This window comes from Prevotella sp. oral taxon 317 str. F0108, from assembly GCF_000162415.1.
In the GTDB taxonomy this organism is placed as follows: domain Bacteria; phylum Bacteroidota; class Bacteroidia; order Bacteroidales; family Bacteroidaceae; genus Prevotella; species Prevotella conceptionensis.
This window is the reverse complement of sequence record NZ_GG740072.1, coordinates 1,733,414-1,749,375: the sequence shown is the minus strand read 5'-3', so window position 1 is coordinate 1,749,375 and position 15,962 is coordinate 1,733,414. Positions and strand designations below refer to the sequence as shown.

Genomic DNA, 15,962 nt, shown 5'->3' with positions numbered 1-15,962 from the left:
TCGATGAATATCAGGGCACCAATTTAACATCAGCAGCCGTGGCCTTAATCAATTTGTCTTCGCCAGTTATCAGCTCTATGGTGAATTGCGCTGTAACTGGTGCCGGCACACTAACGTTATCTTTAAATCGCAGGTATATCTCCGCGGGTGCCATGGGCTTATAAGACAGGTATTGAGAAAGGCTTATTCCAACAATTTTTTTATGGTCTGTAATCACGTTCTTGTTGGAAGTCACGATGAAAGAATGGTTTCGGAAATAGCGTTCAATAACGAAGAGATCACTTAATGATTGGCCAGGAGCTCGTCCTGCTATCTCTGCCGAAGACGTAATCTTAATGTCTTTGAGCCACGTAAGTCTGTAATCCACATGCACTAGATCTGTTGTTGGCATGTCGTGTATGGCTCTTGTACCACGCCTTTCAAGCTGTTGTTTCAATCGGCTTTCTATAATAGGGTCTTTTTCATCGGCCATGTTGTCTGGCATAGTGGAAAGCACATTGAAAGGTGGAAAGTCTACCAATAGGCTTTCACCATTCCTTTTGTACGCTTCTTGATAACTTTCCCAATCTGGATTCTTCCTTATGTCTTTAATGTCTACATTGCAAGTGGTGAATCCTAGTATAAAGTCGCTTGCTTTTAATGTCGTGTCTTTTTTTAGCGAACTTATTTTTGTTTGGACAAACCCTTGATGCGGTATTTGTTTAATGTAAGCATTGAACGCCCATGCGTAGTTACATTCCCTAGCGATGAGGCGATAATGGGTATGCCCCCCGATAACCTCTTTCTCATCCTTAGGAGTACAGGCGAGAAGACAAAGCGCAAACAGCGTGAAGATAACGTATCTTGTTTTAATCATTGCTTAATGTTTATTTGTTTAGCGGCCTTACGTTAAAGTATATTCTTTTGTTGTAACGGAAATTGTGTCCACCCGCCGACCAAATCTCCGCATTGGGGGAAAATTCTAGGCTGTTACCCTCCCCGTCCCATCCCCAATTCATCTGTAGGTAGCGAGAGTCATTGTCGTAATATTTATATGTTCGGTCGTATTCTCGTATGCCCGAAGCTCTTGCTGCGTTGATGTAAAGCACTTCCTCGTACTTACCTAGTGATGGCTCTACATCTCCTTGCGAACGATCAACGATTACTTGTTCCCATTGATACTCACTTCTAATACTTCTATGTCTGTTCACAATGCCATCAATTAGCCACGCATGGCCATCTCGATAATGTGTACGTCTCCAGAAAAGCCAACCCTTTCTGTACTTTCCTTCAAAGGCAGTGATGAGAACGGGGCATCCTTTTTCGATACTTTGCATAACAGTATTTGCATCATAGTCGCCTTCGTCCCAAGCTATGCCGTAACTTCTCATAACTTCGGTTGAAACGTTCGCACCACTTCCAGTTGGTGAATAATCCATATTCAAATAGAAACCCAGCTCTGCCATGAGGTCGGCCACATAGTACTCTTGCTGACCATTTTCCCATTTTCGCAAAGGCATCTCATTCCATCGAGGAGAGTTGGGTACGTAGTGGCCGGGTATGTAATTCTTGATGGAATAGTGGTTGTCTACAATTCTGCCAGTGAAAGAAACTCCGTGGTTTAAGCCATTAGGCACATTGAATTTGAAATGTGTAAAATATAAAAGCTGCGCCATCGCTACTGCTGTGCAACCTGTAGGGGGATAAATGTAGTTGTTACCATCAAAAACTTGTGGTAGGTTACTATTCCAAGGACTACGTTGTCCCCATCTCGTCTTTGTTCGCTGTCCGATATGGTTTTCTTTTTCCTCGATAATAACATTGTCTACCAGCTTCTTGCAGATGAATGTGTCGATATTTCCATCATCTTCACATCCATGACATCTTGTGGAAGGCAGGCTAGATGCCGTTTTTATACAATCTTTGTTTGTCGCTCCCCAGGTCATTCTTAACCAAAACATGAAGTTTTCATTCTTCTTGAGCTCAGCGAAGGTAGCTTTTTCCCCTTGTTGTTTCATGTTCGTCAGTTTGTCTGCAAAACTGTTCAATAGTGTTGCAACGCCCGGATTTGTTGAGTTTTGGTTAAACTCTCCTGATGGCGAACTCGCGAGTATTGGTGTTACGCGTTTGTCGGCGGAAAGTAACATCCATCCTTTTTCGCAATTTACAATGTACATGATTGTGTCGTGCGGCTGCGGAACGATTGGTGTTATACTCTTAACTTTAGAATGAGACATAAGCTCAGCTGTATATTTGGCCGTAGCCAAACTTACATTGATGTCGCACTCGTAATTGCTGATATTGCTAGCATTAGTTCCCTGTCGTTGTTTGTCATCAAGAAAGCTGTCTTGTTGGCATGCTGATGCTATTAGTATAAATAAACTAATAGCAACATTTAGATTTTTTTCATTGGCGTATGTTTAATTAAAAGTAATAAATGGTGTTCTTCCAATTTCTCTGCTTTTTGTGAGCAAAATAGAATTGGCAGATATTAACTGGCTATGAGTATATATTAGCAGCTGAATGGAACGCAGCTTCTATTTGGGTAAAGTCTACTTGCGCTTATTGGTTGTAATGGGCTTAGCAGGTTTGGTGGTAGGTCTTGTTCCATAATGGTTGTTCTAGATTTAGTATTTTTATGATGCAAAAATAATAATATCTAGTGGGACATGCAAGAAAAAATGTACTTTTTTTATGATACTTAAAAAACGTGCGTTATTTTGCTTTGGCTCCCAAGTATTTGCTATCTTTGAACCTTAGTTTAAAACAATCTAACGATGGAAATAATTCGTAAAGAGGATTTTAAGACGAGTGTGTGGAGTGGCGGACTGACTCGCGAAGTGTGCATATTGCCCTCCGTGGGGAGCAGTTTGCAAGACCGTAACTTCGACCTTCGTGTCTCGTCTGCCGTTATTCATGTTACGCAAAGCACGTTTTCAGACTTCACGGGCTTTACGCGCCTCATCCTTTGTCTTGATGGCGACATCACGCTTTGTGTGGATGGGCAAGTCGTGACGTTGTCTGATGAGTGCCTTTTTGAGTTTGATGGGGCCGCAGATGTTACCTCGGTGAACTCGCCTGGTGCTGTTGATTTGAACGTTATATATAAACAAGGTACGCGTGTATGCGCGCGCGTAGAGCGCGGCGAGCATGTGTTTGCAGGTGTGGAACACATGTTGGTGTTTGCCATTGGCAGCCAAACCACATTGAATGGCACTCCTCTTCGGCAGCATGATGCAGCATGGGTTAGTGGCGATGTGCGTGTTTCGGGGCATGTGCTGTGCGTGGAGGTGGGATAAATACGCCTCACCCCCAACCCTTCTCCAAGAGGAGAGGGGCGTAATATGCCTTATTGCATTGTAGCGCAAAAGTGTGCTATTTGCACCAAAAAGGCAGCAACTTGCTGCAAAATGCACTGTTATTTGCTGCAAAACACAGGTGATACGCTCAAAAAATGGACTAAAAAAAGAAATGCGTTAGGCCGAATAATGCGGCAATAAGGATAGTTACAGCAATTTATTTCTGCTAGAATGGAGCGGTAAGCATGGTGCGTTTTTGCAATAAGAAATTAACAATGAGCTGCAAACGACACACGGCAAGCAATCTTAGGCGACAAAAACAAACAGGCATCCTCGGTGTGGAGGATGCCTGTTGCGTTGTGACAGGGTAGGTTTCTAAGGGGATCGTCTGCTTGACGGCTTGTTAATTCGTGAATCCGCCAACCTGTAAACTCGTTAATTCTGTTGACTTGCGAACTCGCCAACCCTATTAACTCGTGACTTGTCAACTCATCAACTCGCTAATTACCGACATACCAACTCGTCTTCCCTCCCCTTTCTGCTTAATCTTCTACTGCTGCTTGTGCGGCGGCCAAGCGTGCGATGGGCACACGGAAGGGCGAGCAGCTAACGTAGTTGAGGCCTACGCGATGGCAGAACTTCACCGATTCGGGTTCGCCGCCGTGCTCTCCGCAGATACCGCAGATTAGTTCGGGACGTGTGGAACGGCCTTTCTTCACACCCATGTCGATGAGCTGGCCAACACCTTTCTGGTCGAGAACCTGGAAGGGGTCTACCTTCAAAATCTTCTTCTCCAGGTAAACGGGCAAGAAACTGGCGATGTCGTCGCGGCTATAACCGAAGGTCATCTGCGTTAGGTCGTTCGTTCCAAAGCTGAAATACTCGGCTCTCTTGGCGATGTTTTCGGCAACCAAGGCTGCACGTGGCACCTCAATCATGGTTCCAACGTGGAAGTCAACCTCCATACCTTCTTCTTCGAAGAGTTTCTTAGCCGTGTCGCGGATAACCTTTTCCTGCTGGTCGAACTCGTGAACAACACCAATGAGCGGTACCATGATTTCGGGATGTGGGTCGAAACCTTCCTTCTTCAGCTGGATGGCTGCACCAAGAATGGCGCGTGTTTGCATGGCTGTAATTTCGGGATAAGTGTTACCCAGACGGCAACCGCGATGTCCCAGCATGGGGTTATGCTCGCTTAGTGAGTTTACGCGGCGTTGAATTTCTTGCACAGACACGCCCATGTCTGCCGCCATTACTTGCTGACCTTCCAAGTCGTGTGGCACAAACTCGTGCAAAGGCGGGTCGAGTAGGCGCACGTTTACGGGGTATCCGTTCATCGATTTGAGTATGCCGTAGAAGTCTTGGCGTTGGAAAGGCAGCAGTTTTGTCAGTGCTTTTTCACGTCCCTCGGTGCTGTCGGCGAGTATCATCTCGCGCATGGCCTTGATTTTCTCGTTCTCGAAGAACATGTGTTCGGTGCGGCATAGGCCAATTCCCACTGCTCCGAAGTTTCTTGCCACTTGTGCGTCGTGTGGGGTGTCGGCATTGGTACGCACAACCAGCTTGGTGTACTTGTTGCAAAGCTCCATCAGGTCGGCCAAGTCGCCCGTCACTTTGGCGGGTTGTGTGGTAACTTGTCCCAGATATACTTCGCCTGTGCTACCGTTTAGCGATATGTAGTCGCCTTCGTGCAACAGCACACCGTCTATTTCGAGCGTACGCTCCTTATAGTTGATGTTGATGGCACCGGCGCCCGAAACGCAGCACTTGCCCATGCCGCGGGCAACAACGGCAGCGTGCGAAGTCATGCCGCCGCGTGCGGTAAGAATGCCCTCGGCTGCCGACATGCCGGCGAGGTCTTCGGGCGACGTTTCTATGCGGACCATGATAACCTGGTGCCCTTCCTCGTGCCAGCGTGCGGCATCGTCGGCAAAGAACACTACTTGTCCGCAAGCTGCACCGGGCGATGCCGGCAAACCGCGGGTAAGAACCTTAGCTTGCTTTTGTGCAGCCTTGTCGAATACGGGGTGCAGCAGTTCGTCTAGCTTGTTGGGCTCGCAACGTTTCAAGGCCGTCTTCTCGTCAATCTCGCCTTCGCGCAGCAAATCCATTGCAATTTTCACCATTGCCGTACCCGTACGTTTTCCGTTACGCGTTTGCAAGAACCACAGTTTGCCGTCTTGTACGGTGAACTCCATGTCTTGCATGTCGTGATAGTGGCGTTCCAGCTTTTCTTGAATGGCGTTAAGCTGAGCGTAAATCTCCGGCATGTTCTCTTCCATAGAGGGATATTGGCTTGCGCGAACGTCTTCGTCGATGAGCTGTTGTGCCGCCCAACGCAACGAACCCTCCTTCGTAATTTGTTGTGGCGTGCGGATTCCGGCCACCACATCCTCGCCTTGTGCGTTAACGAGATATTCTCCGTTGAAGAGGTTTTCGCCTGTTGCGGCGTCGCGACTGAAACAAACGCCCGTTGCCGAAGTGTTGCCCATATTGCCGAACACCATCGCTTGCACGTTAACGGCCGTTCCCCATTCGGCGGGGATGCCTTCCATCTTACGATAGAGTATGGCGCGTTCGTTCATCCAACTGTCGAACACGGCGCAGATGGCGCCCCATAGTTGTTCCATCGGGTCGGTGGGGAAATCTTTTCCCGTTTGTCTCTTAATGGCCTGCTTAAACAATACAACGAGCTTTTTGAGTTCGTCAACGGTCATTTCGTTGTCTAGTTTGATGCCGCGTTCGGCCTTAACTTGCTGTATGATTTCTTCAAAGGGGTCGATGTCTTCCTTGTTGGTGGGCTTCATTCCCAGTACCACATCGCCGTACATCTGTACGAAACGGCGGTAGCTGTCGTAAGCGAAACGCTCGTTGCCCGACTTTTCTGCCAATCCTTTGGCCACTTCGTCGTTCAGTCCGAGGTTAAGGATGGTGTCCATCATGCCAGGCATAGAGGCGCGAGCACCCGAACGAACCGACACGAGCAACGGGTTTTTCACGTCGCCAAACTTGCAGTTCATCAAGTTCTCAATGTGATTGACAGCCTTTTCAACTTCGCCTTTAAGCAGAGATACGACCTTTTCTTTCCCTTTTTCGAAGTATTCGTTACAAACATCTGTGGTGATGGTGAACCCCGGAGGTACGGGAACGCCGATAAGATTCATTTCAGCCAAGTTGGCTCCTTTACCACCTAGCAGATTTCTCATGTCTGCCTTACCCTCAGCAACGCCATTGCCGAAGGTGTAAACTCTTTTTTCACTCATTGATTAGAACGTATAATGTTTTCTGTTTTTACCTTTTGCAAATATAGATAAATATTATTGATTTACAAAACTTTCAGCTCCGATTTTGTAAATTGTACATGACAAAAGTGCCTGTTATCGTAAACAGCGAGCAAAATATTCGGATATTTTGAAGGAAATATGTATCTTTGCAAGTGTGTAGCGTAAGTTCGAATGCAGCCTTGGCGTTGCGTGCGATGGCTTTTTGTGAAGAAAAGGGCGAAAAGTCCGCCTTGGCGTCTCTCACGAAACGTTTGCGTTGCACCTTATTATATATATGGCAAGAAAGAGAAAAGAGTTTCCGATATTGGAGAACGTCACCATTACAGACGTGGCGGCAGAAGGAAAGGCGTTGGCGAGGGTCAACGACATGGTTGTTTTCGTACCCTTCGCGGTGCCAGGCGACGTGGTAGACCTCAAAATAAGAAAGAAAAAACACAGCTATTGCGAGGCCGAGGTGGTGCGTTTCGTGAAGTACAGCGACGTGCGCGTTGAGCCCGCGTGCCAACATTTCGGCGTGTGCGGCGGCTGCAAGTGGCAAAATTTGCCCTACGAAGAGCAGTTGCGGGCCAAGCAACAGCAGGTGTACGACCAACTTTCGCGTATCTCGCATGTGCAACTTCCCACGTTCCATCCCATCATGGGCTCGCAGTTAACCCTGCATTATCGCAACAAATTGGAGTTCGGATGTTCTAACAAGCGTTGGCTAACCCGTGAACAAGTGGCATCGGGAGAAACCTTCGACACCATGAACGCCATCGGTTTCCACATCACAGGGGCGTTCGATAAGATACTCCCCATCGAGAAATGCTGGCTGATGGACGACTTGCAAAATCAAATTCGCAACGAGATAAGGGACTATGCGCTAGCACATAACATCACGTTCTTCGACCTTCGACAACAAACAGGACTGCTGCGCGATGTGATGATACGCAATAGCGACACGGGCGAATGGATGGTATTGGTGCAGTTTCATTTTGAAACAGCCGACGACCAACAAACGGCCGATGCCCTGCTTGCCCACGTGGCCGAACGTTTTCCGCAGATAACGTCGCTGCTTTGGGTAGACAACCAAAAGTGTAACGACACATTCGGCGACCTGCCCGTGTATGTTTTCAAGGGCAACGACCATATATTCGAGGTGATGGAAGACCTTCGTTTCAAGGTAGGCCCAAAGAGTTTCTACCAAACCAACACCCAACAAGCCTATCATCTCTACGAAGTGGCGCGCCGCTTTGCCAACTTGAGCGGTACGGAAATTGTTTACGACCTGTACACAGGCACGGGAACAATCGCCAACTTTGTGGCCCGACAGGCCAAGAAAGTGGTGGGTGTGGAGTATGTACCCGAGGCAATAGCAGACGCCAAAGTGAATAGTGAGCTGAACGGAATAGGCAACACCACCTTCTATGCAGGCGATATGAAGGACATTCTGAACGATGACTTTATCGCCAACAACGGACAGCCCGACGTTATTATTACCGATCCGCCGCGCGCAGGCATGCACGCCGACGTTATCGAAACCATTATCCGAGCCAATCCCCAGCGCATTGTGTACGTTAGCTGCAATCCCGCAACGCAAGCGCGCGACCTCATTGCGCTAGACGAACGCTATGCGGTGACGGCCGTACAACCCGTAGACATGTTTCCGCATACGCCCCATGTGGAGAACGTGGTGCTGCTGGAACGCCGCGCATAACAATCCAACCAAAAACAAGCCTAAACAATAACTATTAACAAGATACTCATGAAACAAAAGACAATGCTTGCGCTGCTCTTGACAGCAACAACGCTACAAGCCAGCGCACAAAGCGGCGATACACCGACAGAAGAGAAGAAACTTACCTTGGTGAGCAACCTCAAACTTAGCGGATACATGATATCGCAGTATCAATGGGCCGACCAAGAAGGGGCGGAAAGCAACGGGTTTAACATCCGTATGGCGCGCCTTTCGTTAGAAGGACGTGCGCTTACCGACTTCTATTGGAAAGCCCAGGTGCAGTTTAACGGCAATACGGCCACCCTTGGCACGTCGCCGCGTGTGGTGGATGTGTTTGCCGAATGGCAGAAGTATAAGCCCTTCCGCGTAAAGCTGGGGCAATTTAAGCGGCCGTTCACCTTCGAAAATCCTATGCACCCCATCGACCAAGGCTTTATGTCGTTTGGGCAAAGCGTACTGAAACTATCGGGATTTAGCGACCGAACGGGCGAGGCCGCCAGCAATGGACGCGACATCGGCTTGCAAATTCAGGGCGACCTCTTTCCCAACAGCAACGAACGGCCACTGGTTCACTATCAGGTGGGCGTGTTCAATGGGCAGGGCATCAACATGCGCGATGCCGATCAGCGCAAAGACGTCATTGGCGGACTGTGGGTTATGCCCATTAAAGGCATGCGCTTGGGTGCGTTTGGCTGGACTGGCTCATACGCGCGAGTGGGAAATTACACACTAGTAGACCCCGATACGCACGAGCCGATATTGGATGGGGCAGGACAAAAGCAGGTGGTGAAAGGCAAACAAACGGTAGAAAAACGCCGTTTTGCCGTGAGTGGCGAGTATGTTACGAAGGGTTGGACCTTCCGCAGCGAGTACATTTACAGCAAAGGCTATGGCTTTAAGACCGTTCATAACACCAAAGCCGACCTGCAAGATGCCAACATCAATTATGAGGCAGGCGATAAGGCCTATGGCTTCTATGGCTTAGTTATTGCGCCTGTGGCAGATTTTAATGGGAAAAAGCTGCACGTAAAGGCACGCTTCGACCAATATTGCCCCAACGGAAAGCGCAGCACGGCCAAGACTTTCTACGAACTAGGCATCGACTGCGAACTATCGCGAATGCTTAAACTAAGTGCCGAATATGCGTTGGTGAACGATAAGGCACTGAAAAAGACCAACTATAACCTCATCGACTTTCAACTGGGATTGAGGTTTTAAGGGCTATTGCCGGCCGATGTGCCAGCCGCTTTGGCCCATAGCTTGCACAACAAGAACGGCTCGTTGAAGTGTCAGCGCGCGTTTCTTTGTTATTTGGTATGCTTGTTGCGAGCTTAATTTGCCAACTGGTAAGCTGGTAAACCGGTCTGCGCGTTAATTCGTCAACCAGATACATCATGATAGAGTTAGATTAGCATGTTGTCTTGTCAACTTGTTAACTTGTGCACAAGTTAACCGGTTAACTCGCCAATTTGTCAACATTATTTTATAATATAGAGTTAGAACATGGATAAAGGAAAGAGAAATAGAGTTAGTGAAGAAGAACGGATAAAGCAGCGCAACCTTAACTGGCCTGCGCGTCGTCGCGTTATAGGGCGCGTGTTGTTCGTGGCATTGACCATTTTGGCCATTATTATCTTGGCCTTCGCCTTGTGGGTACACTTGGTGGAGTAGAACGAAACACGTGGCTGTTGCAAAGCGTTTGCAGCAGGGTCTTCTTCCTTTTCAGGCCACTTGATGGTCTAATACCATGCTAGCTGTTTGTGAGAAGCCGCTAGCAGCAGGCTTTTTGTTTTATACGCGCAGGTTCTGCCCCAGCGTGTATATGGTTTTTCGTATGTATTATTTTCTTGCTTTTTGTGTGTTCTGTTTGTACATGTTTGGGCGTGGCATGGCCGTCATCACAACTTACCAGCCCATCAGCTTATAACCCCGTAAACTCACAAACTCACGAGCTCATAAACTCACAAACTCACAGACTCACAAACTCACAAACTCATCAACTCACAAACTCATAAACTCACAAACTCATGAACTCACAAACTCATGAACTCACAAACTCACAAACTCATAAACTCACAAACTCATAAACTCATAAACTCACAAACTCACAAACTCACAAACTCACAAACTCACAAACTCATAGACTCATAAACTCACAAACTCATAAACTCACAAACTCACGAGCTCATAAACTCACGAGCTCATAAACTCACAAACTCACAAACTCACAAACTCACAAACTCATAAGCTCACAAACTCATCAACTCATCAACTCACAACCTCATCAACTCACAAACCCATAAACTCATAAACTCACAAACTCATGAACTCACAACCTCATAAACTCATAAACTCATAAACTCACAAACTCATAAACTCACAACCTCATCAACTCACAACCTCATCAACTCACAAACCCATAAACCCATAAACCCATAAACTCATAAACTTATAAACTCACAAACTCACAAACTCATGAACTCACAACCTCATCAACTGGTAACCTTATCTCCCCGCTGACTTAATAGTTAAATTGTTGTCTTTGTTTTACAAAACAGCTCCAAATTTCTCTCCGTTCTAGCGAAAATAAAGCTTATAAAGTAGGTAAATTACTCCTGTTTCTAGCCTTTCACGTCTTTCGTTTTGTCTATTTTCGAGAATATTGCCTGCATTTTGCACCAAATAGCCTTTCTAGTTTGGTTGCCAGCTCGCATTTTTTCAAGCCCATTTCCCCACTTTTAGCCCCTAAAACGCCACTTTTTGAGGGGTGTTTTGCCCTTTTGGGCCATGTTTTTAATGACTTGAACAGCTTTTGCCTATACCTTTTCAATGAATATTTATGCTTATCGCCTCGCATTTTGCAGCATTTTACCTTGCGTTTAGCACCAAAATGCGTTGCATTTAGCACCAAAATGCGTTGCGTTTAGCACCAAAATGCCTTGCGTTTAGCACCAAAATGCACTGCATTTAGCACCAAGTTGCCCAAAATCTGGTACAAATTGAGGTTTTATGCAATGCGTATTCACTTTGCTTGCATTTACAACCAACCCCATTTTGCCTCAAAACAAACCTTCGCGAGAATCGATTTTTTGCGGCAAGGTGAGCGATTGGTGAGCAGAAAGGGCACTCAGAATGTTAAAATTCTTGCTAAAAACAAGACAAAAGAGGTTGTGTAATGTACACGCTTGTGGGCAATGGGGCGGGTAGCATGTACGCTTACAGGTATACTTAATAGGTTTGATACGGCACTGTCCTGTTGGAGGGCATGGAACAATATTGCATTCAAACTAATTCTTCTCAAGAAGATAAGAGAGAGAAAAGCCAAGATGACTTCATATTAATGAAATGTAGGATTGAGAGTTGTTATAATCAATCTATAACTTTTTAGGATAATTGTAAAGCAGCATTTGTGCAATCATCTGGTGCTTTTCCTTTCATTAGTTTGCAATTCTCAAAGCAAAGAGTTACATTTGCAATGTGAAAAGGAGAATTGTATATGATTAAGTTCAAGGAAAAGACAAGGGAAGAACTCATAGCAGGCTTCAAGCGTGCCATTGAACGTAAAAGGGAATTTGAGGAGCAGGCTCAAAAAGAGTTTGCTGATATGCGTAGGCGTGGAGCAGACTGAAAAGCATCTTTATTATTTTGACACTGTGGAAATGCAAGCAGATGGGGTGGAGAATTTTGCAGCCATCATTGTGCAAAAGTCAAATCCCAAGCTAAATGAGATTGTGGAGGCATTTAATCGTGTGGTGAATATCCTCAAAGAAAAGCCTGAATAATGTTTCACCCCATGACATTTCACTCTGATAATCTGATATACACCCGAATGTGAAAATGCCACTTTATATTGAAATTTGAGCTTTATATGGTCTTTGCAAACCTATTTTTTCTGGTATCTGACAAGTTAACTATAACCTTATACTGCGATATACCGCAGGAAACCCAACAATATAAAGCACGAAAAGGGGTATCTCCCGACACCCCTTCACATATTATACAAAAACATTATGAATTTTATTTAGCGAACAAGATTAAAAGTTATCGTTATGTTAATTATAGTCAGTTGGATATATTTTGTTGGCTTTTTTATTGCGCCACTTTGAAAGTGCGCTCTTTGCGTTCGCAATAGCGTTCGCATTGTCGGCAAATGTCGTAGCCGAGCATGGCTCCGAGTATGAAATCCTCTTCTGGACTAAGCTCGTTTAGCGGACGGTTAATCATCATCCTAATGGCGTTGAGGCACTCTTTCTTTCCGAAAAACAAGTTGAGGTTCTCTTTCCCCACTGGTTTTATCAGGTAGTCTATGTGCTGTCGTTCAAGCCTTGCTATGGCAAATTGCTCGTATTTCTTGTTGAAGGTGTATAAAACCATTTGTCGCACGCCTTTCTGATACTCATAAATATGGTTCATCAACACCTTCATGTCGGCTGAAATCAATTCTGTTTGCGGCATAGTCTTGTGTTTTTTATATGGCGGTGGGGCTGTTTTCGGCCCCACCGCCGGGGGTTTGCTCTATGCAAAAGTATTTCTTTGCAATCGAAATTACAATGCTGGCTTAATTTCTTCGAGCCATGCGTCGATGCGACCTTCGGTCTTATCGTCTTCGTTTACGTCGTCGAGAGCCAGTCCCACGAACTTTCCGTCGGCAACAGCCTCGCTATCGTCGAAGGTATAGCCATCGGTAGACACCTCGCCAACCATCTTTGCGCCACTTTCTTTTGCTGCATTGTAAAGCTCGGCCATTGCGCCGCAGAAGGTGTCAGAGTAAGATTCGGCATCGCCGCAACCGAAAACGGCCACCGTTTTGCCGGCCAAGTCGGCCTCTTTAAGCACTTTCACGCCGTCGTACCAATCGTCTTGCAGTTCGCCTGCACCCCAAGTAGAGGTTCCGATGAGTAAATTTTCGTTCTCGGCAACAACGTCTGCGTTGAAGTTAGCCACGTCTAGGGCTTCTACGCCTAGTTTGCTTGCAATCGTTTCAGCGATGCTTTGGCAGGTTCCTGTTGAAGAACCGTATACTACCACCGTTTTTTTCATTTCAATTCTTAGTTTTAGTTGTGTTATTATTATGGTTGCAAAGTTAAGTACAAATAAATAATGGCGCAATACCTAGAAATGGTGTTTTTTGCGTAAGGATTGTTTTGAGGCGTAATGTGGGTTGTTGGTTTATTTTGCAATGAGCCTAACAAGTGTGCTGCCGCTATGTTTAGGGCTATCTGCGTGTATCTGAACTACATACACGCCTGCTGCTAATGCTCCTAGCTGTATGGTGGATTCGGCGGCCAACAGCGTGCGCGGCCTACTTAGAACTAATGAACCCGATAGCGAATAAAGGCGCAGCGAACAGGCGTGCGTTTGCCCGTCGGCGAAGGTTATGCGCAGTTTGTTGTTGCCGTCTGGGCTTATATGCACGCCCTGTGGTTGGTGTTGGTAGATGCCTTGCACCTTGGTAATGCCCAAGATATGGAGCAGGCCGCGATAAACATCAACCTGTCCGTAGCCATATAGGTTGTTGGGATGGGGTAGGGATGTGCTGTGTTGCGTGCCTGTTTGTGCCACAATGTTTCGCACATCGCTGGCCGTTAGCGTTGGGTTGGCCTGCAACCACAGGGCGATAGCGCCTGCAACAGCTGGCGCGGACATGGAAGTACCCGTGTTGCAGTTCCACGGATAGGTGCGGCCGTTGTGTTGGAAGTGCGCCACATCCCATTGCACGTCGCTGTTGTTGGGATGATTGGCAATGTAAAAGCTGTTGTACGACGAGATGATGTTGCTGCCAGGAGCCATCACGTCGGGCTTTGTGCGGCCGTCTGCGGTTGGTCCTTTCGAAGAGTAGGGTGCTCTTTCGCCCCCTGTTCCTTGCAACGAATACTTTTTTTCGCCCTTATAATTGGTAATGTGTGTGCGATACGAGGTTGCGCCAACGGCAATAACTGCTGGTGCGCTGGCTGGCGATAGGATGGTGTGGGTGTCGTCGCCGCCCAACAACGCAGGCTCGAGCTTGTTCGTTTCCCATCTGCCTGCACCTCGGAACAGCTCCACATCGGCATTTGCGCCAATTAATACCAATGCCGTTGGCGGCACGTAGGTGCTAGAACCCAACGTGCGCAAATACATCTCGTAGGCCAATGCGCCCTCGTTGTCGGGCTGATAGGCAGCCGCTTGTATCTCGTATTGCAGCTTTCCAAAGGTAAGTGTGTCTATCAGTTGCGAGTCTTTGGCGGCCACTAATGCACGCGTGTCGATGTCGTATGTGGTTAATGTGCCCACGCGATGAAACCTCAATCTAAGCAAAAAATGCTCCTTACTTTTTGCCGACACGCGTATTTTGCCGTTCGAATCCTTGATAAAAGTACCTGCCGAGTCGGTTTCCAGTGGCTTTCTAAGGTAGCTTGCCCGTCCGCCTTCATTGCCTGCCGAGGCCACGATGATGCGCCCTGGACCTTGAAGGCTGTCTAAAACGGCATGGTAGAGTTGCGTGTCGCTGTCGAAACGAAAGCTAGAACCCTCGCTAAACGATGCCACGCAGGGTTGGTTGTGTCGCTTGGCATAGTCGAAAATGTATTTAAAGCCCAACGCGTCTGTCGCAGTGGTGTATTTATATAGGTCTTTTTTGTCCACCAAGTTTTTGTTTTCGCTGGTGAGGTTAGCCACTAGGCAAATGTCGCTTTCCCATGCCATGCCGCGATAAGGGCTTTTAAAGCCACTGCCTGCTGCAATGCCCAAGGTGTGTGTGCCATGCGTTTCTTGTTTGCCGTCGCGTGTGTGGCGCAGGCTGAGGAGGGCGTTGGGTGTGGTGTAGTCGCGCCCAACGGGTAGGGTTGTGCCGATGGTATCGGTTGAAAGTTGGTCCCATAGGGCCTTGATGCGTAGTGTTTGACCCGTAGAGTCGCAGAAATTGGGGTGCGTAAGGTCGAAACCGATGTCTTGAATGCCCACCACCACGCCCTTGCCCGTGTAGGCTTGTGGCAGCGATTGGCTTTGATATGCGGGCCAAGCGTTCAGCACTTTGGCTGTGGTGTCCATCAATATGCTGTTGCTTTGGCCCATTTCGATGCGGCTAACCCATTTGGATTGCGACAACTTGGCCAGCTGATTGAGGGGGATGTTCACGATGTGGATGTTGCCAAACTGCGCTAACGATGTGCATGCGTGGGCTTTAAACACCGCCTCGGCGTGGCTGCCAATGCGCACAAAGGCACATACGGAGCGGCTGTCGTATGGGTTTGAGCGAGTGGTTGCCTGCCGTTCGGCTTGGCTTTCTATGTATAGCTGGCGTAATTCGCCCGACATCTTGGCATAAACAGGGCGTTGTGCATGGGCATGCAGTATGCACAAGAGGGCGATTATGGCTAATGATAACGTCTTTTTCATCGTTCGTTGCAGTGTTTGTACAGTTGAGGTGGTTAGGATAGGGGCTGAAACGGCCATCTCTCCAGGCGCGTGTTGGCCTAGCGAAAGCAAAGTTACGGAAAATAATGGAGATAGCATCTGGCGGATTATTAAAATTGACTTTGGTGGAGTTTTAGACTTAATTTTGGGAAATTTGGCTTATTCTTTGGAAGGGACTTTGTGGATTATGTGGCTGAGAATGCAAGCAGAAGATGCCCAATAGAATGGTAAAACGACAAAGAACAACGCGATAACGCAATTGGGTTAAGTGGCAGGGAATTTGTGGAA

At 47.2% G+C, this 15,962-nt stretch carries 12 protein-coding genes; 6 read left to right on the top strand and 6 right to left on the bottom strand.

Annotated elements, in window-relative coordinates; all coding sequences use genetic code 11:
- Positions 1 to 10: 10 nt before the first annotated feature.
- Complete coding sequence (locus tag HMPREF0670_RS06695; protein WP_009230395.1) at positions 11 to 856, bottom strand: hypothetical protein; 846 nt, start codon at positions 854 to 856, stop codon at positions 11 to 13.
- A 10-nt stretch (positions 857 to 866) separates the two neighbouring features.
- Complete coding sequence (locus HMPREF0670_RS06690) at positions 867 to 2,216, bottom strand: C10 family peptidase (RefSeq protein WP_009230394.1); 1,350 nt, start codon at positions 2,214 to 2,216, stop codon at positions 867 to 869.
- Between the two features lie 540 nt (positions 2,217 to 2,756).
- Between HMPREF0670_RS06690 and HMPREF0670_RS06685 the strand changes: the two genes are divergently transcribed.
- The gene (locus HMPREF0670_RS06685) at positions 2,757 to 3,278 is read left to right on the top strand and encodes a HutD family protein (protein ID WP_009230393.1); all 522 of its coding nucleotides are present in this window, start codon (positions 2,757 to 2,759) and stop codon (positions 3,276 to 3,278) included.
- Between the two features lie 542 nt (positions 3,279 to 3,820).
- On the opposite strand, the gene ppdK is transcribed toward HMPREF0670_RS06685, so the two are convergent.
- Complete coding sequence (gene ppdK / locus HMPREF0670_RS06680; protein ID WP_009230392.1) at positions 3,821 to 6,541, bottom strand: pyruvate, phosphate dikinase; 2,721 nt, start codon at positions 6,539 to 6,541, stop codon at positions 3,821 to 3,823.
- Positions 6,542 to 6,836: 295 nt separating this feature from the next.
- Here ppdK and rlmD point away from each other — a divergent pair, with 295 nt between their 5' ends.
- From rlmD to HMPREF0670_RS16275, 5 genes are all read left to right on the top strand, one after another.
- Positions 6,837 to 8,258: a 23S rRNA (uracil(1939)-C(5))-methyltransferase RlmD gene (gene rlmD / locus HMPREF0670_RS06670; protein WP_044077788.1), complete on the top strand. Its 1,422-nt coding sequence runs from the start codon at positions 6,837 to 6,839 to the stop codon at positions 8,256 to 8,258.
- A gap of 48 nt (positions 8,259 to 8,306) precedes the next feature.
- Complete coding sequence (locus HMPREF0670_RS06665; protein ID WP_044077787.1) at positions 8,307 to 9,497, top strand: porin; 1,191 nt, start codon at positions 8,307 to 8,309, stop codon at positions 9,495 to 9,497.
- Positions 9,498 to 9,782: 285 nt separating this feature from the next.
- Entirely contained in the window at positions 9,783 to 9,950 is a 168-nt protein-coding gene (locus HMPREF0670_RS16690; protein WP_198009275.1) for a hypothetical protein, read from the top strand.
- 1,825 nt (positions 9,951 to 11,775) lie between these two features.
- Positions 11,776 to 11,907 (top strand): hypothetical protein, encoded by a 132-nt coding sequence (locus tag HMPREF0670_RS06655; protein WP_009230387.1) that lies wholly within the window; start codon positions 11,776 to 11,778, stop codon positions 11,905 to 11,907.
- Positions 11,894 to 12,061, top strand: a complete 168-nt coding sequence (locus HMPREF0670_RS16275; protein WP_009230386.1) for a hypothetical protein — start codon at positions 11,894 to 11,896, stop codon at positions 12,059 to 12,061. Before HMPREF0670_RS06655 ends, HMPREF0670_RS16275 begins: the two co-directional genes overlap by 14 nt.
- Before the next feature lie 307 nt (positions 12,062 to 12,368).
- On the opposite strand, the gene HMPREF0670_RS06650 is transcribed toward HMPREF0670_RS16275, so the two are convergent.
- From HMPREF0670_RS06650 to HMPREF0670_RS06640, 3 genes are all read right to left on the bottom strand, one after another.
- Positions 12,369 to 12,734 carry a DUF2023 family protein gene (locus tag HMPREF0670_RS06650; protein ID WP_009230385.1) on the bottom strand — a complete coding sequence of 122 codons (366 nt, stop codon included), beginning with the start codon at positions 12,732 to 12,734 and terminating at the stop codon, positions 12,369 to 12,371.
- Between the two features lie 90 nt (positions 12,735 to 12,824).
- A complete protein-coding gene (gene fldA / locus HMPREF0670_RS06645; protein WP_009230384.1) occupies positions 12,825 to 13,319 on the bottom strand; it encodes a flavodoxin FldA in 495 nt (164 codons plus the stop codon).
- Between the two features lie 129 nt (positions 13,320 to 13,448).
- Positions 13,449 to 15,656, bottom strand: a complete 2,208-nt coding sequence (locus HMPREF0670_RS06640) for a S8 family serine peptidase (RefSeq protein ID WP_044077785.1) — start codon at positions 15,654 to 15,656, stop codon at positions 13,449 to 13,451.
- Positions 15,657 to 15,962 lie beyond the last annotated feature (306 nt).

What these genes read in the sequence shown, in the direction of transcription:
- HMPREF0670_RS06685 (WP_009230393.1), top strand. Translation starts at nt 2,757, where the DNA reads ATGGAAATAATTCGTAAAGAGGATTTTAAGACGAGTGTGTGGAGTGGC.
- HMPREF0670_RS06665 (WP_044077787.1), top strand. Translation starts at nt 8,307, where the DNA reads ATGAAACAAAAGACAATGCTTGCGCTGCTCTTGACAGCAACAACGCTA.
- ppdK (WP_009230392.1), bottom strand. Translation starts at nt 6,541, where the DNA reads ATGAGTGAAAAAAGAGTTTACACCTTCGGCAATGGCGTTGCTGAGGGT.
- HMPREF0670_RS16690 (WP_198009275.1), top strand. Translation starts at nt 9,783, where the DNA reads ATGGATAAAGGAAAGAGAAATAGAGTTAGTGAAGAAGAACGGATAAAG.
- HMPREF0670_RS06650 (WP_009230385.1), bottom strand. Translation starts at nt 12,734, where the DNA reads ATGCCGCAAACAGAATTGATTTCAGCCGACATGAAGGTGTTGATGAAC.
- HMPREF0670_RS06695 (WP_009230395.1), bottom strand. Translation starts at nt 856, where the DNA reads ATGATTAAAACAAGATACGTTATCTTCACGCTGTTTGCGCTTTGTCTT.
- fldA (WP_009230384.1), bottom strand. Translation starts at nt 13,319, where the DNA reads ATGAAAAAAACGGTGGTAGTATACGGTTCTTCAACAGGAACCTGCCAA.
- HMPREF0670_RS06690 (WP_009230394.1), bottom strand. Translation starts at nt 2,216, where the DNA reads ATGTCTCATTCTAAAGTTAAGAGTATAACACCAATCGTTCCGCAGCCG.
- HMPREF0670_RS06640 (WP_044077785.1), bottom strand. Translation starts at nt 15,656, where the DNA reads ATGAAAAAGACGTTATCATTAGCCATAATCGCCCTCTTGTGCATACTG.
- HMPREF0670_RS06655 (WP_009230387.1), top strand. Translation starts at nt 11,776, where the DNA reads ATGATTAAGTTCAAGGAAAAGACAAGGGAAGAACTCATAGCAGGCTTC.
- rlmD (WP_044077788.1), top strand. Translation starts at nt 6,837, where the DNA reads ATGGCAAGAAAGAGAAAAGAGTTTCCGATATTGGAGAACGTCACCATT.